Here is a 23,586-nt window from a genome sequence, read left to right on the forward strand (position 1 = left end):
CAGACATCGATAATTTTTTGGCGAAAATCTACGGAATAGGGTCTCATAGGAAGCTGGTAAGTTCTATTATTTGTCTATTTGCTTTCCATTGTACTTCATAGCTCCAAGAATTGCTATAGTTCTGGCTCATTTTGAAAAGATTCTAAATAAGGGGATGAGAAGAAAGCTAGTCTATGGGATAATAACTGCGATCCTTGGAAGCGATAAAGTAATTGAATCAAGGCTCCATCAATCATTTTAATATTATAATTCTTCCCGCGATCAAGCTCATCATAAATATCTTGATAGGCAACATTTTTTAGGGCAATGGATAAGTCGGAACTATTGGCATAGCTAATCTCAGAAATATTTTGACTCAATTTATTCAAAGTCGGAAAGTTCTGCTGACTTGATAATCCTACTTCTATCAATTTAGCCGTTAAATTTTTAACATCTTTAAAGATATTCTGAACATTAAGCATTTCTTAACTATTCTTGGAATATTTTGATAATTTCGTTTTTTTCATCTGATGAAAATTCTATACTTTTTAACTTGGCAATTAATTCTTGCTTTTCCCTGTCATTTTTATATCTCTTGGTATTAAGAGTATCTCGATAAACCTTCTTCATTTGTTGAAGTTCTTCTGGGGTTGGATAGGTAAACTCAAGAGCAAAATTTCTCGATTTAATTTCCTGAAATTCCGTCTCTAAAGCTTGCATATTTGCTCCATAACCAATAACTCTTAACCAAGCTTTACTTCTAGTCATCGCTGTAAATAAAATATTGCGTTTACTAGCAATTTCTGATGGTGAACCAGAGAAACCTTCTTGAGCGTTAATGAAATAAACCATTGCCGCTTCATTGCCTTTTGCACGATAAATCTGTGTAAAAGCAATCGAGTTTTCTTGAAAAAACTCATCGGGAGAAGATGTGCTGCCTGCTAAATGAGAATTAATATTTTTTGTAAATAACATTTCTCTAGCTTTTCCAAAAACGTTGCGAGCATTTTTAGGTATTGGATGGATAACCATAATATCTTGGCATCTTAATTCATCTTCGTTGAGATTCTTTGCAATTTGTTCCACTAGCCATTCAAATTGCTCCTGGTTGTTATCGAAAGATTTAAAGTTGATAATATCATCGATAGAAGAATGTTCTTCAAGGAATTTAGGACTGGTTTTGGGGGTTCTAATCAGTTTAACAAATTCTCCTGATTTTAATTCTCCTTCTTCAACCTCATAACCAATATCTTGCCATAATTGACGATTATCAAACATTTGAATTAGTCCCTGTGGATAATAAACTCCAAAACCTAGAGCATGAGCAGAGGAAAGAATAGGACGAGAATTTCTGTAACAAGTATTTAAAACTACATCTTGTTGGGGTTCGCTGGGTAAATTCTCCAATTTAACTCTAGGATTACCATGGTTATCATTTCCAAAAATAACTTCGGGAGAATCCATGACTTTACTATTTAAGCTTTGCAACTCATCATAGGCATAAACTAAACGTTTATCATCTTTCAAGATTTCATAGCAGAGTCTTAAGAAGTCTTGAGGAAAATCTTGAGCTTCATCAATTAAAATAACATCATAATATTGATGAAAATTTTTAATCTCTCGCAAGGCTTTTTGACAGGCAAAGTCAAAAGGTTCTTCATGCGAATATGTTAGGTTGCCTGCTTGACTAAAATCTAAATATTCAATATTATGTCGTTTACATAGCTCATAATAAATTCCTTCTATCTTAGGACTTCCCCACGCATGAATAATTTTTACTTTTTCCCAGTCTGGTTCGGAATTTTTATGCTCATAACTAAACCGAGTAATTAAATCTTTGTATTGATCCTTTAACGATCGTGTATAGAAGGTAACAGCAATATTCCAATCGGGATGAGTTGCATGAAGATAAGCTACTTTCAGCGCTAAGACAATTGTTTTTCCCGAACCTGCTAAACCTCTGATTCTTTGTACACCTTTAGTGGTTTCTAAAACAGCCTTATTTTGAGTTTCATCAAGATTAGCGATAGAATCTTCTAATTTTTTTAACTTTGCTCCCCTAGAATCTGGTTTAACAACATAACTGCGAGCGTCTTTTTTTCTAATGGTTGTAACAGCTTGTATAACTGAGTTGACTTTCTCGAAATATTCAGAATCATTGCCTTGACATTTCTTGATAAAATCATCAATATCTTTATCTTTAATAAGAACAGGATATTCCTCTGGGTTAATTGCTTCTGGATAATTATTCCAAATCGGTGCATAGGTGGCTACAGAAATGTTAACTATTAGCTTTCTTTTTTGAACAAGCTCTTTATAAGACAGCAGTTTTGCTTCTAACTTGGTTATGCTCTCGTCTTGAGTGCCTTCAATATCCAAATCATAATTTTTTCCCTCATCAATATTAAAAATAATAACCCCTTGCTGACGAGAGACTAATAGAGCATCAATTTGATATCCTCCTTGGGGAGTTCCAATAATAGGATAGCCGATATACAATGTTCCCTCTATATCTGTTCTTTCCTCAAAATATTTAGCTAATCTTTGAGAAGATACAGGTTTAGCTGAAGAACCGCGAATAACGTTAACCATAATTTTTACCTCGGGAGTTCTTTTAGCAGAATCATTAGATGCCTATTGATTCTTGAGGAGGGCAACAAAATTACTATAGCATTTTTTCAACCATCAAGTCATGTTATGCTCATCGGTTAATCCCCAGTTTTGACCTAAAGCTATAAATATAGATATTAACCTCTCACAATAAACCGCGATAGCGGATAAAAACGAGGATTACTGCCCAGGAACCTAAAGCTACTTTAACGGCGACTAAAATATTTAGTATCGGTAAAATACCGCCACTAAATAGCGCTCCTAATTCCCCGTGGGGTAACTCAAATCCTGAGAGAGTAATGGCGGCTAAAACAATAAAAACTAAGACGGAAATTTTCTCCCATGTTGCCGCTTGCCAACGGCGATAAATTGCTTGCATCCATTCGGGAGACGAGGTAATGGCTATTAAACCAATTGCCGTACCTCCGGCGACTCCGGCGGCAAAACCTCCCCCCGGACTTAAATGTCCGCGGATAGCTAATTCAATGCCCACTAAAGCGGCAATTGTTGACCCTAAACGGGCTAAAATAATTGAAGGTTGGTCGGTAAATTGATGAATTTTGCTGGCGGGTTTTTCGGTGGCTAAAAGAAAATTCGCCCCCATAATGGCAATGGTAAAAACAACCACTTCATAGATAGTATCGTAGAGACGATTACGAAAAATAACCACCGAAACCGCATTAGGAACACCGCCGTCGCGCACCAGGGATTCAACAATTTCTAAGGATGATACAGAGGAAGCAGTATTGGGAATAATTACCATTTTGATAGCGAAGGCAATGGCGGCTAGAGTATAAATCCATTTCATTAGTGTTTCTCCTCTAATTTGGGGGTTTCAATACAGGTTAAAATCGTGTTGGCTGCCGTTAATTCATTTTTAAAAATATCGTAGAGATAGGGTAATCTAATTGTGGTTTCGTAGGGGATGGTTTCTGGATTGTCTTGACGGATACAGACGGCATGAACATCTTTATCCCTAAGTGCCTGTTGCAAAGCTTGTTTATCACTGTAGGCAACTAATTCTAAACGCATAAAACGCTTACTTAAAACCGTTTGTAGTTGAGTTTTTAACTGTTCTAAAACCGTATCGGTTTCCTCGGCAATTACTCCTAAACGCATCACTAAAGAGGAACGAATCGCCACCGCGTAGAGAGTTACGGCTAACATGGTCCCCATCAAAGCTTCGGTTAAAGATACATCTGCTGCTCCTAATAAAGCATAAACTAAAGCGGCTATTGCCCCTAAAACCCCGCGAATTACTAGAGCTTGGTAGGGATTGGATTGTAATATCACCATCGCCGCAGTTAAAGGCAAGAGGGCAACAATAACATAGAGATAACTTTCATTCATCTTTAATTTTACTCTCGATCGCTAGAAGTATAAGCTAAAACGTAGCCTAACATGGTGTTCCAAATTGCCAGGGAAATTATTGCCAATAACAATAAAGGCCAATTTTGGGGAACTTTCAAAAGTAGCCCGAAAATAATCGCCATGGAACCCAAAGTATCAGCGACAGATAGACCGTGTAATTTATATAATACCGAGCGCTTGTCTAAAAGATGCGCCGTTCCCCAAAACCAGAAAAAAACTCCGATAGTGATGCAGATATAACTGAAAATGTTAATCATGATTCGTTCAGTCGTTTAAGAATTTGTGCTAATAACATAAAGCCGGCATTACCGACACTGAGAATAATCACTGCTACCACTCCAATCATCCAATCATCCCGCAGAACCGACACCACTAGAATAATAATTGATGATTTACTGGAAGCACTGGCAAAGGCGGCCATTTTTTGCCAGATGTCATCATTTTTTGCCACTTCATAAAGGGGAATTAATAGGCCGACAATCATGGCAATGAGAACAATATTCATCCCTGGGTACTCCGTTTAATTACATGAACTTCATAACCCTCATTTTCCTTGTATTCGGTGACGATAGTTTTCGGTGTAAAGGTAATGAGAAATATATCCCAAAAAGCCAATCTGGGTGAACGTTTACCCGCAATTCTCTCTAAAATAATTTCTTCTTCCTTGTGGGGACGAAAGATAATTTCAAACGCTTCTTTATAAGCTTGGGGAATAGCCAGCAAAACTTTAATTATTACCTTTAACCAATCGCCTAAAGTTTCGCTAGAGGCGAAATTACGGGGCAAAAGAAAAGCAATAGCCACCCCGATCATAATATTAGCAGGGGTGAAATTAGCGGTGAGTAAAAACCACATAGTTAAACGCAGAATTATATGTCCGATCATGCTAAGACCATCCAAAATAATAGAACTAACATTATACTCATCATACCGATGAGATTATCAAATTGTTCCCAGGCTCGCGATAATTTTAGGGATAACTTTTTGAAAACTCCCAGATATAACCACCACCCGGCACCAATGACAGCTAAAGCTTTGATAATATTGGGGAGATTATAAGCTTCAACATAGACGGCATTGGCTAAAAATAGGGCGGCAAGGAGCAGAATTATTGCTGTCCAGAAACCGATAGTTAGCTTCTGTTTACTTTCGCCACCTGCGTGGGGTAAAAAGATAAATTTAGCAAAGGAAATCGCCGTCCCCACCGCCACAAGATTGATCATAATCTCTTGCCAGGGGACTAAATTTTTCATCGTTAACGCTTTCGCCCCAAAACCGGATAATAAGGGGAATCCAGAGATAGAAAAACTAGCAACCACTAGGGCAATCCAGAGAGAATTAGGGAGCGATTGTTGCTGTAATTCTTTAAAATTGCGACTGGGTAAAACTCCCGCTAATAGAAATAGGGAAGATTTAACTAAACCGTGGGTAAGGGCATAAAAACCACTGACTACCGGGGCGGCTAAAATAAAACCTAACTGGGAAATAGTATGGAAGGCTAACATCCGCTTGCTATCCTTTTCAAACACTGCGTATGACACGCCAAAAATCGCCGTTAGCACCCCGAAAAGCCGAATTAGGACATCCAAATCCTCTAGGATTAAAGCACAGCGCAGGAGGGGAAAAATGCCAGCTTTTACCACCACCCCCGACATCAGCGCCGAGACGGAGGTTTCCGATTCCGAGTGTGTCATCGGTAGCCATAACCCCGAGACAAAGATTCCCCCTTTGACTAATAATCCCATGAAGATTAAAGCCAAGGCTTCGGGAGGTGCGTCCTTTAAACCAGCAAAAGCAAAGGAATTATTGGCTTTATAGACTAAAACTGCGCCAATAAGGTAAAATAACATCGCCACATTGCTGATAAACAGATAACGCAGGGCAACCCAGAGAGAGCGATCGCTGCGAGGATAGGCAATCATCAGAAAAGCGGCAATACTAATTACCTCTAGGGCAACGTAAACGCTAATAAAATCCTCACAGACGAAGACAGAGTTAATACTCCCGTGGAGAATGATAGCTTGAGCGTAAAAAAAGGCGGTTTTGCTACTTTCCCAGTTATAAAAAATAACTGCCATCGTCACCAGGGCATTAGTGAGGATAAAATAGGCACTTAACTGATCGGCTACCAGTCTCACGCCATAATTATCCAGTAGGTTGAGGATTATGGGAGAGGATTGGCTAAATAGAAGGAGAGAATAGGCGAGAGAGATAATAGTGGCGGCGAGAGCCAGATATTTGTCTAATCGCGGCAATAAATAAATGATAAAGCCGATCAAAAAGGGTAAACTTATCCAGGCGATCGTTAAAGTATTCATGGTGTGTTATTTTTTTCTATCTCGCTGCTGTCGAGGGTGGGGTTATCTTTGGCTAATTTCATTACTCCCACCAGCATTAACGCCTGAATGGAAAAACCGATGACGATCGCTGTTAAAATCACTGCTTGGGGTACAGGATCGGCGTAATCTTGCTGTTTAACTGTACTGAGGATGGGAGTAAATAAACCGTCACGGGAAGAAATCACCACATAGTAGGCGATAACGCCGGTACTCATGACATCCATGGCGATAATCTTCATGATTAAGTTTTTTTTCAGGAATGTTCCTAAAAATCCGCACAAAACGGTGGCGAATACAAACAACTCTAGCGGGGGGATCGTCACTGGGCTTCTTGATTAGATTTGGTTATGAGTCAAAATACTTTTTCTAATTATCCTCGATCGAGTCCCAATTGATCAAAAAATTCTCAAGATTATGGGGGGAATTTTCGGGCGGCAAATAGATTGTTTTGGATCTATAATTATTATTGAAAAAAATAAAAACAAGCGGTTTCGCTTTAATAATGTATATCTTGCCAGAGAGCGCAATCAGTAATGTTAACGAAGCATCTAACATTATTTTCTTCACTCGAATTAACTCGATAAAACCCTGTAAATAATTATCATAATATGCCATTTTTTAAGCTATCAGCAGACAAAAATTTACCATACTTAGCTTGAAATTCTCTTGTTATTGGTTGATATTCAAGAGAATAAATATTCTCCGCTTGAGGTGGAGTTTGAGCTGCTCTGATTTTTTCTATAACTATCGTCTAATTCTAGAAAAATTCCCTCGGCATTGAGGACTAGATCTTCATCAGATAAGGGCGGAAAATCCAGGTGAATTGTCCGCTTCAGAATCTCTAATAGCAAATCTGAGCGCTCTGAGTCTGTCAAGCGGTCAAAGGTATCTAAAAGTTCCTGGACTATAGCAGTCATAGCGGTTGCCCTATATCTGCTCAATACTATAACACAAGCTTAACAAGGCTCTTAGTTATTGCTTGACAGCCCCAATAAATTCCGAATGTAAGTTTGGAATCCCCCCAAACCGCCATCGTCATCCCAACGCTGTCTGAAAGTTGGTAACTTCTCCAATTCCATCACATTCCCACCCTGATACCTGACTCGATAATCAAACATCTTATCTGCTTTTGCTGATACAGGTGGATTATCAAAATCAATAGCCCAAAGCACCTTAACAATTCGATAGATGTCATAATCATCTTTGCCAATTTCACGTTCGGCTTTGCAGTCGAGAACTTTTACTAAATGGGTAACATACCCTCGCTGTCTGAGTAGTATCAAACTATCTTTTTCGGGTTTATTGGCATTGACTTCATCGTCTTTCCATGCCAGTTTGAAGGAATTAGAAACCTTATATTCCCGATATGCCCATGTACCATCGTTTCGCTTTACATTTTTAGTCCACTTCAGAGCTTGTAAATCCATGTCAATATCTCGAAATAAAACTATAAGTTAAACTCGATCGCGATGACGGCGATCAGCGATAAAAGACTCCACCAATTTAACATCTTCGACACTACCGATCACTAAAGGTGTGCGGGTGTGTAATTTATCGGGAACGATATCTAAAAGATTTGTCACCCCATCACTAGCTTTACCTCCTGCCTGTTCAATTAAAAAAGCAAGGGGAGCAGTTTCATAAATTAAGCGCAATTTTCCCTGGGGATTTTTAACAGTACCCGGATAGAGAAAAACGCCTCCCTGCATTAAAATTCGATGGATATCTCCCACTAATGCCCCACTGTAACGGGCTGTGTAACCATCATGACGGTGGACATAACGGGTATAGTCGCGAATTGCCTCATCCCACTGCCAAAAATTGCCCTCATTGGTACTATAAATTGGACCATGATCGGGGATAATAATATTCTCTTGGGCGAGGATAAATTCCCCTAAACTGGGGTCAAGGACAAAGGCATGAACACCGCGACCGATCGAGTAAACTAAAATAGTCGAGGGTCCGTAGAGAATATAACCGGCGGCGATTTGTTTACGACCATTTTGCAGTAAATCCCGCGCCTCTCCGTCTAAATCATTGTCTTCCTGTTGACGGATGGCAAAAATCGAACCCACATTTAGGTTAATATCCACATTGGAAGAACCATCGATCGGGTCGTAGAGTAGGGTATAGCGACCGATGGGACAGTTTTCTGGGATATAATAGGGTTTATCCATTTCCTCGGAAGCAAGACGGCAAACTAAGCCACTTTGCTTAAAAACCGAGATAAATACCTCATTGGCAAAAACGTCCATTTTCTTGACTGATTCCCCTTGTACGTTGGTTTCTCCGGTAAAACCTAGCACATCCGCCATTAATCCCGCTTTACTGAGACGACGGGCAATTAATTTCCCCGCTAGGGCAATCCGACTCATAATTGCGCTTAAATCCTGCGCGTCGGGGGAAAAACTTTGTAGTTGTTGTAGGACGTGACGGGAGAGGGTGGTACAATCTCGATCGAGGCTATGTTCGGGGATAGAAAAGGGAATATTGCTAACCATAACTGTAATTGCCAGTAATAAATTAAAAAAGGGAAACCCGTCTAGTCTCAATTGTGACTATGATTTGATCCTAGCCAAGATTTTCCCTATTGTTGGCCAATTTTTAGATCAGTTTCATAAGTTGGCTAATTTTTCTCTTATTGATCATTAAATTTTGGTCAATAAGTAGCTGGTTATAATTAAATTGAAGATGGATCCCCCCTTAATCCCCCCTTGATAAGGGGGGTGTTGATCCCCCCTTAATCCCCCCTTGATAAGGGGGGTGTCTGACAGTTTTTAACACCTAACTACTTACTTGCCATCTCAATTTAAGTCGATGGGGATACACCGGGCAAGCGTTTATATTTCAAGTAATAGGCAAAAACTGTTATTAAAACAATAATTATTGTGCCGATACCTAAATAGTTAGGAACCCAAAAAGCCGCCGCAATGGTGTTAATTTCTCCCGGTTTTAAATGCCAAATTAACTGATTATCAACTTGTTCTACTGGGGGATTTAATCCTGAGTCATCTTCAATATTTTGACCAGCTAAGGGAGTCTTTAAAGCGAAGTCGATATCGACTAAAGAACCGGGGCTAACGATAATATTTCCCTGTTCAGAAAGTACACCTAAAGCCCGCAAATCAACGGTTAATTTTAAGTTTTTCTGAGTCAAAAAGAACCAATCTCGTTCTGTAACTGCCAGTTTTGAGTCTAGTTGCAGTAACTTTATATCATCGGTATTAGCAGAGTTTTTGATTTTAAAGGAAGAACTAGGATCAAAAAATTGATTAAATTTTTCCTCTAATTCCTGACTATTACTAAAGGGAATAGTCACAATTATTTCTCGTTCGGAAATAGGAGCGGTTTTCCCCTTAAGTAATTTTGCCCTCTGTTCGATACTATTTAACCATTTAGTGGCTTCGGTTTGACTGAGACTGGTTAAGCGTTGTCCGAGGGTGATATGTTGAATAATTTCCCCGTGGTGTTGGTGGGGAAAATTAATGCCCACATCGTAACGGACACAGCCAGTTAAAAAGAGAAAAATACCGCATAAAAAGGGCAGAATAAAGCGGGTTTTTCCGATTTTTTCGGTGGTTGGTTGATTCATAATTAATCTTCTTCTAAGTCGTCATAACTTGCTGAACTGCCACCGCTAACCGTAACTAGATCGATTTGCTGACGATAATAGTCTACATCTTTTATCTCCACTTCTACCTCATCACCGAGACGATAGGCAACGCGATTTTTCCGTCCTACCAAACAGCTATGACGGGCGCGATATTCGTACCAATCATCCTTGAGAGAAGAAACATGGACCAACCCTTCCACTAATAAATCGGAAATTTCCACGAAGAAACCATAGGATTGTACACCGGTAATTAAGCCGCGAAAAACTTGACCCATTCTTTCTTTCATTTTCTCGGCTTTTTTCAATCCTTCTAGGTCTTTTTCCGCATCTTCAGCAATTTTTGAGCGATCATTGAGATGGGAAACAATGAGGTGGCTTTCTTCTTCTAACTCCTCCTGAATTTGACTTGGTAGAATATTCCAATTAATCTGTCCATGACAGCTATTACTGCCCAAATTAACCCCGACTTTGACGATTTTGCTGCGGCGATCTTTCCCCTCTGTTAATAAGATTTTTAACACCCGTTGTACCCAAAGATCGGCATATCTTTGCAGGGGTGAGAGACAGTGGGTATAATTGCCAGGATAGGCCAAACCAAAATGGTGTAAAGGATGACTGCTATATCTAACTAATTTGAGAGTTTCTTGCAGGAGATAATTGAGGACTTTCACCGATGTGGAAGCGGAAAAAATGCGGGTGAGATTTTGATAGTCATTGGGTTTAATCTCCTCCTCGGCAGTTAAATTTAATTCTGCCCCTAAATTATTGGCTAATTTGAGTAAATCCTCCAATTCATCCCAATCCGGTTCCGATTGTCCACAGTAGATACAGGGTAAGTGTAAAGCTTGCAAATGTTCAGCGACGACTTTGCCGGCTAAAATTGCCACTTCTGTCAGTAAAGAGCGGGCCGGTAAATTATTAGAAGCGAGAACAGTCCCCCCCCGTCCTTCGTCTTTGTAGGGAGAGATTTTGTCTAATTGAATATCAAAACTACCCCGCTGCAGACGTTGGGATTTTAGGGTGGGGCAAACGCTAAAAAATAAATCTTTCAGGGTTTCAACGGTATCGGTGGGGGCAGCTGCGCTATCTTCTTCACTGAGCAGATCGCGCACCTGTTGATAGGTAAAATGTTGATCCACTTGGATGAGGCTGCGGGTGATTTCGTACTCCACTAGCTCCCCCTTGTCATCGAGGGTGACGAGGATAGAAATAGCGGGGCGCTGTTCTTGCGGTGACAGGGAACAACGACTGGTAACGGCAGCCGGGACTAATGGCAGCACTTTTTCGCCTAAATAGACGGCTGTTCCCCGTTTTTTGGCAACTTTATCCAATAATCCGCCCCGTTCAATGTAACGGGCCACATCGCTGATATGAATGGCGACTCGCCAGCGATTTTGGTTGATTTTCTCTAAAGAAAAGGCATTTTCAATGATCGGGGGATAATCCAGGGGGTTGTCATCTTCGATGGTAAAAGTGAAAAATTGGGTTAAATCTCGCAGTTGTTCTTTTTCGCCACTATCGAAGAAATCCGCTAAATTATCGGCAATTTCGAGGGCTTCCGGCGGAAAATTATGGGGTAGATCGTGTTTACAGGAGACGATATCGGTGTCGGCAGCGGCCTCGGCCGTGGAACCGAGAACACGAGTAACTTTACCGATGGGAGGCATTTCCCCTAGGGGATAACGGAGGACGGAAACATGAACGAGGTGATCGATGTTTTCTTGGAGATTTTGACCGTTTTCGAGGAGATTAAGGGTAAATTTCAGGCGATCATCCAGGGGAACCGCCACAAACCGCTCATTTTCCTGTTTTACTTGCGCTAGAAGCGAAGGATTAGCCCGTTCGAGAATTAATCTCACCTCTCCCTCCGGGGAACGACGACGGGTCCCCTCGCGGATGATTTTGACTAAAACTCGATCGCCATTCCAAGCGTTACTTAAATGATTTTTCGAGACGTAGATGTCATCAGCATCTTCGATATCTTGGATAGCAAAGCAAAATTCTTTACTGGAACAGCGCAGCTTTGCTTCTACGACATTTTCCTCGATCACACGACGATAGCGCCCGCGTTCTTTGACAACCATTCCCAGACGTTCCAAAGCATCGAGAATCACTTGCAATTTTTCGCAGCTTTCGGGATCGTCTTCGCAGCCCAGTTTTTTTTCGAGAAGTTTACCCGTAGCTAATTTATCATCACTAAGATGAGAGAGGAGTGTGGCGATCGAGAAGTCCATCTAACAATAATCCTTACTTACAAGACACTGACGGAATCGTGAATAATTAAGTTTAAATACTTAATAATGAGAAGATTGATTTAAACCATTGACTCGAGAGATTATCTCTGTCGGGGTAATTGCGATCGCTGGTGGTGACAGTGAAGGTAAACTGACCAAGCATCGAACACCCGAACCTACCCTGAGAATTATCGAAGCCTTCGTTAGTATAAGCCAATAGCGAACACCGGCAAACTTTTCGGCGATCGCTAGTCTTTCTGGCAGAAGCTTCAGCCTAGTAGAATCTTGTTACTGTGGGCAAGGCTAATCCTAGGACTGAAAATTTTATCTAACCTTTAATCTTAGCAAGAACTTGCTACATTTTTCCAGAATTGCGATAGAGTATTCTAATATAAGTACAAAAGAACTCGAAAAAGTCACCATGTTGCAAAAGTTACGCCAACGTTACCCCCAAGTTGCCCTGATTAGCGAGTTAGTTCAAATCGATCACGGCAAGTATATTGTGAAAGCGATCGTCGAAATTGAAGGAAAAACGGTCGTTACAGGTTTAGCGGCGGCAGATACGGTGGAAATAGCGGAAGATAGAGCCAGAGAACGAGCTTTACTGCTTTTAGATGCTGAAAACACCCCCGATCTCCAGCTTGTGGAAAAAGTCAGCCCCAATAATATTTCTCTACCGTCCGATTTACCTAAACCCGTCGCTAGTGCCAAAAAATCGACCAAAACGCCTAAAGTCACTGAAATACCTCGTCCTGAAGCTAAAATTGAACCGGAATTACCCCAAGTTAAGGATATTCCCCCAGCTAAAATTGAACCGGAATTACCCCAAGTTAAGGATATTCCCCCAGCTAAAATTGAACCAGAATTACCCCAAGTTAAGGATATTCCCCCAGCTAAAATTGAACCAGAATTACCCCAAGTTAAGGATATTCCTTTACCGGAACCAGAGCCTTTATTATTAGAAACGGAAACCGATAATTACTCCTTATTATCAGAATTGCCAGAAGAAGCGAGTTTAACCGAAGAAGAACCCCCAGAACCGGAACCAGTTGTTGTTATTCCTGAAGAAATCGATTATTCAGTTCTTAAAACTAAAATTGATGTGGAGATGAAACGATTAGCTTGGACCACAGAAAAAGGTCGGGAATACCTGATTTCTACCTATGGCAAAAAGTCCCGTTTACTGCTAACTAATGAGGAGTTATTAGAATTCTATAACTACTTATCTAGTATCAGTGCCTAATCACTAAACCTGCTGCATAAATCAAAAATTTTCCGTTAAGTGAGGAGTCTCCGAGCCAGTATTCTCCGAGTCAGGAGAAGCAGAAAGAAATAGAGTATTTCCTGGCAGTAGAAAAGCGATCTTTTTCTGTAAAAATCCTTAAATTAAGGACTTTAATAGCATCTGCGATTAAAAACTCAATTTTGCGGGAGATATAATAAAAAAGTAAGCTATTAGCTGCCAGTCTTTTTCTCCCTATCTCACTGATAACTGATAACTGATAACTGATAACTGATAACTGATAACTGATAACTGAATTAGTTTCTCACCGCTTCCGTTTCCGCTTCTTTGGGAACAACAACTGGCACTCCGCTGACTGTTTCGATTTGATAAATAACGCGACTTAATTGGGAAGGACAACAGAGAGGATCCGTGTCTTTATAGCGATTAAAAACCACAATAATTCGATCGCTATTTTGTAAAACAATTCTCTGAGATGCTCCATCAGTGCGGGAATCCATCGGTCGCGGGGAAAGAGTGCCAGCGAATTTACCATCGACAAAAACAAAGTCTTGATAACCCATCGGTCGGCACATTCCATCCACTCCACTCATGGCCGAAATAACGCTAGTTTTCCCATAGGTTTGCACGGCCCCGTACAGTAACCATCCTGCTTTATTAAGCGCTTGATCATTGGCAGTAATTGCCGGACGAACCTGTTCACGACACTGGTTATCAATCACGGTTTTAACGGGAGATTTGGGGATAGGTGCCTTGGCTTTATTCCAATTAGTTAACGGTCGATCAAACCAAGCTCGCGGAGTATCTTTTTCTGGGGTTTGGCTAATAACTTCTAATAGCTTCCATGTTTCCGAATTTTGATTATTAGCTGGATTGGAGACGGTTTCAATGCTAACTTTAATTTGATAGAAAAATCCTGGTTTATAATCAAATCCCTCGATACTATTGGCGAACAATCTCCAGTTTTCCTCTGGTTTTTCTCGCATCTGTAAACAGTCTTTGGTTGGGCCTTGGCTACAGGGTTGTTTCCTAGAATTGATATAAATTGTCCTTTCCGTGCGCGTGGTGGTCGGTGCGGGGGTAAAAGTGAGTATTCCTAAACCTTCGGGAGTACGATAAAATAATTGTAAATCGCCTTTAGCTGTCACTTGGAATTGTTCCACTCCTTGCAAGGCGGCCAGATATTGATTTTCTTGTTTCATCTGCGGTTCCGGACAAGCTTTTTTGGTAGTAGCGATCGCTTGGTTGATCTGGAGCGTGCCATCATTGACTTGATAGCCGGTATTATACTGGTTGCATCCGGCCGAACCACTGAGGATATTTTTCTGGAAAGCGGCAGTAATTTCCGTTTCTTTCACCAAACTTCCGGCTGTCCACCCCCTTAGTTTCCATCGAGTCCCCTCCAAAGGGGAAGTATTAGCGATCGCCGCTTTCCCCGCTAAAGCACAACTTAGGGCAATTGTCAAGAAAATTCCCGTTTTTTTGGCGTTCAAAATTGCTATTCTCCTCGTCAAAGCAACAATTGTATTATGGCGTGGGGTAATCGACTGAGTGGTTAGGATAATTTTTCGGATTTCTCTTTCTGACCATCCCGTGACGGATGAAGAGAGAACAAGTTCCCTCAAACCTTAACCCAGTCAGAAAGTCATCGTTGTCATTAATCACTTTTTGCCCTCACAGGGCCACAAGTTGACCCCAGTTCACCTTAAGCAGTACAATAAAAACCTTGAGTGACCCCTTAAACAAAAAAAAACATCATGGCACAAGGACAAGGATTCGGATTCGGTCTCGGTAAGATTAAAGAATTACAAGACGCTTTCCAAAAAGCGCAACAGGTGCAACAAGGGGCCAAAGTTCTGCAAGAAGAACTGGAAACTATGGAAATTCCTGGCCAGAGTGAAAATGGCTTGGTGACAGTCTATCTCAGTGGCAACCAAGAACCCCGGGGTATTGAAATCGACCCTTCTCTCCTCTCCCAAGATCTGGAGATTGTGGCTGGGTCTATTCTAGAAGCCATGAAAGCCGCCTATGATGCCTCCACGGAAACCATGCGCGGCAAAATGGAAGAACTGACCATGGGTTTAAATATCTCCAGTATGTAATCGCTTTTGACCGCAATGGTAAGATGGAAAGTTGGACTAACAAACAAGGAGGTTCAACTTTGCTGACTTTGGGTGTCAATATCGACCATGTGGCCACAATTCGCCAAGCGCGCCGCACCGTGGAACCGGATCCCGTGGCGGCGGCAGTTTTGGCCGAAATCGGTGGTGCTGATGGCATTACCGTTCACTTGCGCGAGGATCGTCGTCATATCCAAGATCGCGATGTGCGGATTCTCCGGCAAACGGTGCGGACTCATCTGAATCTGGAAATGGCCCCGACGGAGGAAATGATCGCCATTGCTCTCGATATTAAACCCGATTATGTCACCCTTGTCCCCGAAAAGCGCCAGGAAGTGACCACGGAAGGGGGGATCGATATGCTGGGCAATTTTGACCGTTTTTGTCGGGTTGTAGAGCGCCTGCAAGCGGCTAATATCCCCGTTAGTTGGTTTATTGATGCCGATTTTGCCCAAATTCAAGCGGCCGCTAATACGGGAGCGAAATTTATTGAACTCCATACCGGTCAATACGCCGAAGCACAACAGGAGAGCGATCGTCAAGCATCGTTAACAATTCTTAAAGAAGGTTGTGAATACGCTTCCTCTCTGGGTTTGCGGGTGAATGCCGGCCACGGTTTGACCTATTGGAATGTTTATGCCGTCGCCTGTTTGCCTAATATGGAAGAATTGAACATTGGTCACACAATTATCAGTCGTGCGGTTTTGGTCGGGTTGGAACGGGCTGTTAGGGAAATGAAATTGGCTATGCGTGGACAATTGTAAAAGCCATCAGCTATCAGCTAATCTCCCGACTAACGAACAATTACACTGAAAAATTAAAGGAAAGATGATGACAACTTATTATTATTTGGTAGCCAGTCAAAAGTTTTTAGAAGAAGAAGCGATCGAAAAGGAAGTTTTGAAGGAAAGAATCAGGAATTATCAAGAAAAAGGTCAAGAAATTGATTTTTGGTTAATTGCCAACCCAGCTTTTTTAGATACTCCCGCTTTTGCCGATATCAAAAAGAAAACTCCCCAACCAGCAGCGGCGATTGTTTCTCTCAATCAACAGTTTATTACTTGGCTGAAATTGCGTCTAGAATACGTTATTACCGGACAGTTTGAGGCTCCTTCCGATAGTATTCCCGAACCGTTAAAATAACCCTTTTTTGTCTGTGGTAAATAAGTGGTTATAATTAAATAGAAGATAGATTTTGGGTTCGATCCCCCCTGCCCCCCTTGATAAGGGGGGTGCCGATAGGCGGGGGGATCCCCCTTAATAAGGGGGGCTGACGATTTTAACACCTACCTACTTAGCTTGCCGTAACAAGGGAAAATTGCTAGTTTTTGTCTATGGCAAAAAATACAGACGAGGCAATCATTACCAGCTGACTTTGCCTTGGAGCTTGCTAATTTTTCCCTGACCGATTCCCGATACTCGATCCAAATCTTCTAGGGAAGTAAAGGGTTTTTGTTGCCTGGCAGCGATAATTTTTTCGGCTAATTTGCCACTGATACCGGGTAAACTATCTAATTCTTCTTTGGTGGCGGTGTTTAAATTAATTAAGCGATCGCTTTTAATTGTTACAGATTGGGGGCAGTTTTTTCTATCTTGTTCGATCCGATTTTTAATAGTTTCCGGCAGTCCTAATTTAGCGGTACGGTAAAGATATTGAAATTCTCGATCGAAATGAGCGGCAACGGTGGGATTATCGATAATAACTAAAGCTTCATCGTTTTGATGGTTAGCGGCTCTTGACCAATTATGAGAACCAGTAATCACAATTTTATCATCGATTAAACCGAATTTATGGTGTAATTTATCTCCCCGGGCTAGATGGGGAACTCCTAGGGTATTAATTGGGTTTTGCCAAGGCTGATTATCTGGTTCATAACGACATTTATTACTGAGAGCAACTCCTAATAAATCTAATCCTTCGCTATAGTATCGGAAGGCAAAACTAGGATCAATTAAAGCTTTAATTTCTATCCCTTTTTGATGTCGTTGAGCGAGAATATTAGCTAAAGGCTGTTCCGTCAGGACAAACAGGGCTAAATTCACGGATTTTTCAGCTTTATTTAAAGTTTCACCAATGAGACCATTGCTAGTAATTGCCCAGGGATAAGCGGTAGAATCGGGGGAAAATTTGACCGTCAGACTACTATTACCGATAGGAATTTTTTGCGGTTTTCTTTGGGGTTTATCTAACCCAAATCTAGGACGATCTTCCCTTCCCCACATCAGATTAAATTCTTTTTGAAAAACTCTAGCTAGTGGGGGATTAGTAATGACTAATAAGTGATTGGCATTACCGACAGTTTTGGGATTAGAAAAGTCTCCATGAATATCACTTAAGGTATAGTTAGCTGAACTGATTAAAGTAGTGTAATTATCAATAACAATGAATTTATGGTGCATTAAACCACTACCTTTTGAGCGATCTGCCCTATCATCAATTAGGGGAATACCAGCTTTTTTGAGGATAGTAATTGCATCTCTTTGGGCGATTTCCTCTGGAGTTAATTTACCATCGCGATTTATGTCAACTAAATCAAAAAGATTTTGATAACGTTCCTGTTCTCGATCGCTTGATTGTTCTTGGTTTTTGGCTAAACTATTAATAGGTTTATTGTAAATGTTTTCGAGAATAACCCTAACTTTAATTCCCTGTTGCTGACGCTCCACTAAAGCTTGAGCGATGGCGGGTAAACGTAACTCTTGCACAGCTAGATCGATCGAACTTTTTGCCGAGTTGATATTATCAATAATAACCTGTTCTAAATTATCCCCCGGGCGATTAATTTGGCGATAGGGATCGGTATAATTTGACCCCTGGGCTTGATTATAATTAAAATAGACTTGAATATATTGATCTTGGGGCAAGGGTTGGGGACGATTTTGGATAACATTCAGAGAATGACAGCCACCCAAAAGAAAAACTGTTCCTAACAAAAATACTAACTGTCCCATAGTCCAAATTTTTTTAACCAATTCAAGTCTTAATTGCATTACTATCTCATCTACCTTGATAGAATACCTTATTGGGGGTCTGATACTAAATCCTGTTTAAAAGGTATGGGGGAGTGGGAAGGTGGAAAGTGGGGGGAAACAATCCATCTATTAAAAACGGATTTGGTGTCAAAGCAAAAAATTAATTAAAATTAAAACTGATCGGGGGATAAGCGATCGAAGTCTTGTTATTCTTAAACTGGTAGGTTTTGGGATTTTTCTAGGCCCGCAGCTTAACCCGATCAACCGATAACCGATAGAGGGGTGCAGAATGGGAGAATGGTTAGATTTTACCGATGAAGTGGTCACTGTTAATGGCAAAGGTGAGGAAATTAAACGGGAAAAAGTCACTAATCGAGGTTATAAATATTTTTTAAGCAAAAAAACCTTTTTAGAAATGATTTCTATCCCTAGCGGTCAATACCTCATCGGTGCGTCCAAAAGCGAGTTAGGCTGGAAATCGAGTCAAAGTCCCCAATCTCCGGTTAATGTTCAGGCTTTTTGTCTAAGTCGCTACCCAATCACCCAACGACAATGGCGCGAGGTGGCAAAATTAGAACCGGTAAATATTGAACTTAATCCCTATCCGGCCCATTTTGAAGGTTACGATCGCCCCGTAGAACAAATTAACTGGTGGGAAGCGGTGGAATTTTGCGATCGCCTATCCCGTCTCACGGGACTCAATTATCGTTTACCCGCAGAAAAAGAATGGGAATACGCTTGTCGGGGAGGAACATCAACCCCTTTTCACTTCGGCCCGACAATTTCCACTGATTTAGCCAACTATTCCGGAGTGGACTGGGATTATGGCGGAAAAGTGTGCAGTTCTGGTCGTTATGGGGAAGGTTCCCTAGGATGCGATCGCAGAGAAACCACACCGGTGGGAATGTTTGCCGTCGCTAACCCTTTCGGACTCTACGATCTGCACGGAAATGTCAGGGAATGGTGTGCAGATTACTGGCGCGATAACTACGAAGCAGCCACAATAGAAGATAGGGACAGACGAGTTTTACGCGGGGGTTCCTGGAATGACAGCCCCAACAAGTGTCGCTCGGCCTACCGGGTCAAATTTCTGGCTACTGCTGGACTCTATGATATCGGTTTTCGTGTCGTTAGCGATAATTCTCCTTGAATCTGAAAACCGATCACTGATTACCGGTGACAGGGAGGTGAAAAAATTGAAAATAGAACTACCCCAGCAAATAATCAGCGAATTTTGTCAGAAATGGCAGATATCTGAAATGTGTTTATTCGGATCGGTTTTGCGGGAAGATTTTCGTCCAGATAGCGATATTGATATACTGGTCAGTTTTCAAGATAGTGTTTCTTGGGGACTTCTGGAGTTTTCGAGGATGAAACGGGAATTAGAGAATTTATTGGGACGGAAAGTTGATTTGCTAACGAAAAAATCGATCGAGCAGAGTCATAATTGGATTCGTCAACGAGAGATTTTAGGGACAGCGCAAGTGATTTATGTGGCGGGATAACGCTTTTTTACTAGATATTGTCCGAGCAGGTCAATTAGCTCAACAATTTGCCGAGCAACTGGCAAAATTTGCAGGTGTTTGTCAGAAAAATTTTTAAAATGTACCGCTCCTCGATCGAGAGTTAGAATTGATTTTAGAGACAATAAAGGTGATTTAACCAAATGATTGCTAACTTTGACCATAACTATCTTTCCCCGGAAGATTATTTAGCAACGGAGAGAATAGCCAAGGATAAACACGAATATATTCGCGGTCAAACCTACGCCATGGCTGGTGCAAGTAAAGCCCACGGTATGATTATTATCAACTTAGCCACACTTTTAAAAAACCGGCTGCGGGGTAGTGGTTGTCTTGTCTATGCCACAGATATGAAAGTTCGTCTAGAAATAGCTAATAGTTATTTTTATCCCGATCTTGTGGTCACTTGCGACTCGCGAGATAATCAGTCTTTCTCGGAAGATTTTATCCGTTATCCGCGCTTGATTGTAGAAGTATTATCCCCCACTACGGCTGCCTTTGACCGGGGCGATAAATTTGCCGACTATCGTTCGATCGAAACTTTAGAAGAATACGTTCTTATCAGTCAAGAACGCATCAGTGTAGATTGTTTTCGTCGCAATGATGAAGGATTCTGGGTTCTTTATCCCTACAGCAAAGGAGCAGATATTTATCTAGCTAGTATCGATTTTCACTGTGCGATCAAATCTTTATATGAAGATATAACAGAAATCTGTTAAAAAATCAGATCAGTTTTTTTCTGTTTACTATTTACTTTTTACTTGATTAATGCTTGCTATTCTCTCCGCTATTGTTCCAGTGGGTTTTATCATCCTCATCGGTGTGATAGCAGGAAAAATTCTCACTGTGGAAGTGCATTCCCTTTCCCAAATCACGGTATATATTCTTGCCCCCGCTTTGGTGATTGATGGACTCTATCACACCACTTTATCCGGCAGCAATATCGGTTTAATTCTCCTAGGCTTTGCTCTTATCTCACTGGTAATGGTGATTGTCGTCGAAATTATCGCCTATTGTCTCAGTCTCGATGGCGATACCCGCAAAAGCCTCATGGCTGCCGCCGTGATGCCCAATAACGGTAATATGGGTTTACCGGTGGCTAGTTTTGCCCTGGGTGCGGCCGGACTGGAAAGAGCGATAATCTATATGATTGGCTCTAGTATTCTTTTATTTGGTATTAGTCCCGCTTATTTGCGAGGAAAAAGCTTTCTCTCAGGATTTCGCTTAGTTTTTCGCTTGCCCTTAATCTGGTCAATTTTTATCGGCATTAGCTTTCAAACTTTCTCTTTTCATCTTCCCCTGCAATTAGATAAAAGTGTTAGCTATCTAGGAGAAGCGGCAATTCCTTTGGCTTTAATTATCCTAGGTATCCAATTATCTCAGCAAAAATTAGCGATCGGTAAATTAGAATTATTAGGGGTCTGTTTGCGTCTTTTAGTCGCTCCTCTTTTGGCATTTGCTATCGGCAATAGTTTAGGATTAACTGGTATGGATCTAAAAATTCTCATCCTACAAAGTGCCATGCCCACCGCCGTTAATACTGTCATTTTAGTCACAGAATTCGGTGGTTCAGCAGCTTTAATGGCCCGCACAGTTGTGGTCACTACCCTTGCTAGTTTTCTGACTATTCCTTTCTTTCTTTGGTTATTAAAAGTCTATTTATAGCAGTTATCTTAAGGGTGAGGTGCGAAGTTTTCGTTTTGGGGAGCCAGTATTCAGTTATCAGTATTCAGGGGGTGCATCTCATTTTGGTAAATCTACTAATTTGGGATTTTTAAGGGGAAACTTTCTCCTAAAATTGGGCATTACTTTCGGTTTTATCACTCAATCCAAGCTTTTGGGGGGTTCTACCCCCCAAACCCCCCGTTGGGGGCGTGGCGCCGCCCCCAAACCCCCCGCGCATTAGGTTAACTGTGAGATGCTTACACGCGATTGTTCATATTTTTGTACTAATTTAAGAGTCACTGATAATTGCTGATTGTTGGTATTTCTGCAAGTGTGGGATGCACCCTTATTCAGGAGATTATTTTATTTATTCTCCCCACACCCCACACCCCACACCCCACACCCTACTTCCCCACTTCCCCAATTCCCACACCCCACACCCCACACCCCACACCCCACACCCCACTTCCCCACTTCCCCATTCCCCCATCTCCCTATCTCCCCACTTCCCACTTCCCACTTCCCAATTCATAATTCATAATTTAACCTTTGACTGACACCAGCAATGGCAGCCAAGAGAAACCAAACAATAGTATTAATCTTGACATCGGAGAGGGTGACATCGACGAGATTAAATAAAACACAAGCACCAAAGGCTACCAGATAGGTAAAGATAATTAACTCACCCCCGGCTTTTTGTTGCCGTAGAAAGATAAATAAACGCAACCCTTGGGCATAAATCCAACCCACCCAAACAGACAATAAAATTAAGCCGATAATTCCCGTTTCTGCCATTAACATCAAATATAAATTATGGGGATGACCTAGCCATAATCCCTGACTTTTTTCGTAGAGAGGTGTAAAACTGCGTAATCCCCAACCGAATAGGGGTCTTTCTTGGGTCATTTCTAGAGTAAAACGCCATTGAGTTGATCTGAGAGTCGCTAGAGGGCGATCAGGGAACATTTCATCGGATAATCGCGCCCAAATCGCCCTAGGAACCAAAAAACGCACAATATCCCTGAAAGGATTTGGTCCCCAAGAAGCGAGGGAAATCACCCCCCCCAAGAGGATAAAACCGGCGACTAAGGCATTCCAACCCAGATAAAGGGCGAAAATTAGGCCCCCTAAAAAGGCTAAGGCCCAAGCATTGCGAGAATTGCTTAAAAATAGCCCTACACTATCGATAAATATGGTTAAAGTTAAAAACCCGACTTTGAGATTTAAAAGGGTATTTCTTTGTCGGTGCCACTGCCGCCAAGTTAGAATTAATAAACCGAGGGCTAAAATCAGAGTTATTAATAAATAAGCTCCCAAAAGATTAGCATACATAAAAACCGAAGACATTCGCCCCAAAGGTTCACCCCCCGCCCCGTAGGGCCAGGTAAAAATCCCTTTTAATGCTTCCGGTTTTTGCCAACCGAGAAAAATTTGTCCCCATCCCATCACCACTACCCAAACCGACGGAATAACCATCGCCCAAGCTAGTTGACGCAATTGAGAGGGTTTTTTAATTAATTGCCGAATATTGCTAAAAAAGAAGAAAAAAGGCAGGAAATTTCCTAAACCAATCCAAGCATCCCCCGGAGTTGGGGAAAGACTGGCACTAATCATCAACCAAAGAGTGACGATACCGAGACCTTGATTAAGACGTGACCGGATAATTGCCCGAAAATTGCCGGTAAAAACCCTAATTAAGACGATAATAATGCCGATACCCGCTAACTCCGGCAGCATCATGGCAATAAAAACTGAAAAAAGTATTAAATTCCACTCCCACCCTTGACAAAAAATCTTTTTCATCGAAAATTTGGGTCTGAAACCCCGTCGTTCTACGACGGCTTTACTGTTAAATATTAGCACATTTACGAAATATATGCTAAAATGTGAGGTATGGAAAAAGCCTATTCGTTTCG

26 protein-coding genes are annotated in these 23,586 nt (G+C 41.3%); 8 read left to right on the plus strand and 18 right to left on the minus strand.

Going from position 1 to position 23,586, the window contains the following annotated elements; translation table 11 throughout:
• Nucleotides 1-113: 113 nt before the first annotated feature.
• From EWV68_RS00055 to EWV68_RS00120, 14 genes are all read right to left on the minus strand, one after another.
• Nucleotides 114-461, minus strand: a complete 348-nt coding sequence (locus tag EWV68_RS00055) for a DUF2290 domain-containing protein (RefSeq protein WP_287168397.1) — start codon at nt 459-461, stop codon at nt 114-116.
• A 7-nt stretch (nt 462-468) separates the two neighbouring features.
• Nucleotides 469-2,571: a DEAD/DEAH box helicase gene (locus EWV68_RS00060; RefSeq protein WP_287168399.1), complete on the minus strand. Its 2,103-nt coding sequence runs from the start codon at nt 2,569-2,571 to the stop codon at nt 469-471.
• 163 nt (nt 2,572-2,734) lie between these two features.
• Nucleotides 2,735-3,397 (minus strand): Na(+)/H(+) antiporter subunit B, encoded by a 663-nt coding sequence (locus tag EWV68_RS00065; RefSeq protein WP_061430296.1) that lies wholly within the window; start codon nt 3,395-3,397, stop codon nt 2,735-2,737.
• Nucleotides 3,397-3,939: a DUF4040 domain-containing protein gene (locus EWV68_RS00070; RefSeq protein WP_287168401.1), complete on the minus strand. Its 543-nt coding sequence runs from the start codon at nt 3,937-3,939 to the stop codon at nt 3,397-3,399. Before EWV68_RS00070 ends, EWV68_RS00065 begins: the two co-directional genes overlap by 1 nt.
• 8 nt (nt 3,940-3,947) lie before the next feature.
• Complete coding sequence (locus tag EWV68_RS00075; protein ID WP_061430294.1) at nt 3,948-4,217, minus strand: monovalent cation/H(+) antiporter subunit G; 270 nt, start codon at nt 4,215-4,217, stop codon at nt 3,948-3,950.
• Nucleotides 4,214-4,465 (minus strand): hypothetical protein, encoded by a 252-nt coding sequence (locus EWV68_RS00080; protein WP_287168403.1) that lies wholly within the window; start codon nt 4,463-4,465, stop codon nt 4,214-4,216. The genes EWV68_RS00075 and EWV68_RS00080 overlap by 4 nt, the downstream gene beginning before the upstream one ends.
• Nucleotides 4,462-4,845 carry a Na+/H+ antiporter subunit E gene (locus EWV68_RS00085; protein ID WP_287168406.1) on the minus strand — a complete coding sequence of 128 codons (384 nt, stop codon included), beginning with the start codon at nt 4,843-4,845 and terminating at the stop codon, nt 4,462-4,464. The genes EWV68_RS00080 and EWV68_RS00085 overlap by 4 nt, the downstream gene beginning before the upstream one ends.
• Nucleotides 4,842-6,278 (minus strand): cation:proton antiporter, encoded by a 1,437-nt coding sequence (locus EWV68_RS00090; protein WP_287168408.1) that lies wholly within the window; start codon nt 6,276-6,278, stop codon nt 4,842-4,844. The genes EWV68_RS00085 and EWV68_RS00090 overlap by 4 nt, the downstream gene beginning before the upstream one ends.
• On the minus strand, nt 6,275-6,622 hold the full coding sequence (locus EWV68_RS00095; RefSeq protein WP_159249111.1) for an NADH-quinone oxidoreductase subunit K: 348 nt from the start codon (nt 6,620-6,622) through the stop codon (nt 6,275-6,277). The genes EWV68_RS00090 and EWV68_RS00095 overlap by 4 nt, the downstream gene beginning before the upstream one ends.
• 360 nt (nt 6,623-6,982) lie before the next feature.
• Nucleotides 6,983-7,216 carry a hypothetical protein gene (locus EWV68_RS00100; protein WP_046662755.1) on the minus strand — a complete coding sequence of 78 codons (234 nt, stop codon included), beginning with the start codon at nt 7,214-7,216 and terminating at the stop codon, nt 6,983-6,985.
• A 51-nt stretch (nt 7,217-7,267) separates the two neighbouring features.
• Complete coding sequence (locus EWV68_RS00105; RefSeq protein WP_061430289.1) at nt 7,268-7,726, minus strand: hypothetical protein; 459 nt, start codon at nt 7,724-7,726, stop codon at nt 7,268-7,270.
• A 27-nt stretch (nt 7,727-7,753) separates the two neighbouring features.
• Nucleotides 7,754-8,800 carry a class 1 fructose-bisphosphatase gene (fbp, locus tag EWV68_RS00110; RefSeq protein WP_002796727.1) on the minus strand — a complete coding sequence of 349 codons (1,047 nt, stop codon included), beginning with the start codon at nt 8,798-8,800 and terminating at the stop codon, nt 7,754-7,756.
• Nucleotides 8,801-9,108: 308 nt separating this feature from the next.
• On the minus strand, nt 9,109-9,891 hold the full coding sequence (locus EWV68_RS00115; RefSeq protein ID WP_287168410.1) for a DUF3153 domain-containing protein: 783 nt from the start codon (nt 9,889-9,891) through the stop codon (nt 9,109-9,111).
• 2 nt (nt 9,892-9,893) lie between these two features.
• Nucleotides 9,894-12,146 carry a ribonuclease R family protein gene (locus EWV68_RS00120; RefSeq protein WP_287168412.1) on the minus strand — a complete coding sequence of 751 codons (2,253 nt, stop codon included), beginning with the start codon at nt 12,144-12,146 and terminating at the stop codon, nt 9,894-9,896.
• A 421-nt stretch (nt 12,147-12,567) separates the two neighbouring features.
• Here EWV68_RS00120 and EWV68_RS00125 point away from each other — a divergent pair, with 421 nt between their 5' ends.
• Nucleotides 12,568-13,389, plus strand: coding sequence for a slr1353 family protein (locus tag EWV68_RS00125; protein WP_287168414.1), 822 nt, complete (start codon nt 12,568-12,570; stop codon nt 13,387-13,389).
• A 296-nt stretch (nt 13,390-13,685) separates the two neighbouring features.
• Here EWV68_RS00125 and EWV68_RS00130 read toward each other — a convergent pair whose 3' ends face one another.
• Entirely contained in the window at nt 13,686-14,882 is a 1,197-nt protein-coding gene (locus EWV68_RS00130; protein WP_287237777.1) for a DUF4377 domain-containing protein, read from the minus strand.
• 264 nt (nt 14,883-15,146) lie between these two features.
• Between EWV68_RS00130 and EWV68_RS00135 the strand changes: the two genes are divergently transcribed.
• The 3 genes from EWV68_RS00135 (at nt 15,147) to EWV68_RS00145 (ending at nt 16,652) form a co-directional block, all read left to right on the plus strand.
• On the plus strand, nt 15,147-15,491 hold the full coding sequence (locus EWV68_RS00135) for a YbaB/EbfC family nucleoid-associated protein (RefSeq protein WP_061430285.1): 345 nt from the start codon (nt 15,147-15,149) through the stop codon (nt 15,489-15,491).
• A gap of 59 nt (nt 15,492-15,550) precedes the next feature.
• Nucleotides 15,551-16,273, plus strand: coding sequence for a pyridoxine 5'-phosphate synthase (locus EWV68_RS00140; protein ID WP_199328810.1), 723 nt, complete (start codon nt 15,551-15,553; stop codon nt 16,271-16,273).
• 67 nt (nt 16,274-16,340) lie between these two features.
• The gene (locus EWV68_RS00145) at nt 16,341-16,652 is read left to right on the plus strand and encodes an MgPME-cyclase complex family protein (RefSeq protein WP_002797828.1); all 312 of its coding nucleotides are present in this window, start codon (nt 16,341-16,343) and stop codon (nt 16,650-16,652) included.
• Nucleotides 16,653-16,871: 219 nt separating this feature from the next.
• Here EWV68_RS00145 and EWV68_RS00150 read toward each other — a convergent pair whose 3' ends face one another.
• Nucleotides 16,872-18,500, minus strand: coding sequence for a DUF655 domain-containing protein (locus tag EWV68_RS00150; RefSeq protein WP_287168419.1), 1,629 nt, complete (start codon nt 18,498-18,500; stop codon nt 16,872-16,874).
• Nucleotides 18,501-18,771: 271 nt separating this feature from the next.
• Here EWV68_RS00150 and EWV68_RS00155 point away from each other — a divergent pair, with 271 nt between their 5' ends.
• Both EWV68_RS00155 and EWV68_RS00160 read left to right on the plus strand, forming a co-directional pair.
• Nucleotides 18,772-19,632 carry a formylglycine-generating enzyme family protein gene (locus tag EWV68_RS00155; RefSeq protein WP_287168421.1) on the plus strand — a complete coding sequence of 287 codons (861 nt, stop codon included), beginning with the start codon at nt 18,772-18,774 and terminating at the stop codon, nt 19,630-19,632.
• On the plus strand, nt 19,592-19,987 hold the full coding sequence (locus EWV68_RS00160) for a nucleotidyltransferase family protein (RefSeq protein WP_061430279.1): 396 nt from the start codon (nt 19,592-19,594) through the stop codon (nt 19,985-19,987). The genes EWV68_RS00155 and EWV68_RS00160 overlap by 41 nt, the downstream gene beginning before the upstream one ends.
• On the opposite strand, the gene EWV68_RS00165 is transcribed toward EWV68_RS00160, so the two are convergent.
• Entirely contained in the window at nt 19,972-20,169 is a 198-nt protein-coding gene (locus EWV68_RS00165) for a hypothetical protein (protein WP_192845951.1), read from the minus strand. The two genes, EWV68_RS00160 and EWV68_RS00165, sit on opposite strands and share 16 nt — an antisense overlap.
• On the opposite strand from EWV68_RS00165, the gene EWV68_RS00170 reads away from it, so the two are divergent.
• The gene (locus tag EWV68_RS00170) at nt 20,149-20,724 is read left to right on the plus strand and encodes a Uma2 family endonuclease (protein ID WP_287168423.1); all 576 of its coding nucleotides are present in this window, start codon (nt 20,149-20,151) and stop codon (nt 20,722-20,724) included. The two genes, EWV68_RS00165 and EWV68_RS00170, sit on opposite strands and share 21 nt — an antisense overlap.
• 49 nt (nt 20,725-20,773) lie before the next feature.
• Nucleotides 20,774-21,670, plus strand: coding sequence for an AEC family transporter (locus EWV68_RS00175; RefSeq protein ID WP_061430277.1), 897 nt, complete (start codon nt 20,774-20,776; stop codon nt 21,668-21,670).
• Between the two features lie 528 nt (nt 21,671-22,198).
• Here the strand turns inward: EWV68_RS00175 and EWV68_RS00180 are convergent.
• A complete protein-coding gene (locus tag EWV68_RS00180) occupies nt 22,199-23,473 on the minus strand; it encodes an O-antigen ligase family protein (protein WP_061430274.1) in 1,275 nt (424 codons plus the stop codon).
• Nucleotides 23,474-23,586: the final 113 nt, after the last annotated feature.

Source organism: Microcystis sp. M_QC_C_20170808_M9Col (assembly GCF_007095495.1).
Classification (GTDB): domain Bacteria; phylum Cyanobacteriota; class Cyanobacteriia; order Cyanobacteriales; family Microcystaceae; genus Microcystis; species Microcystis aeruginosa.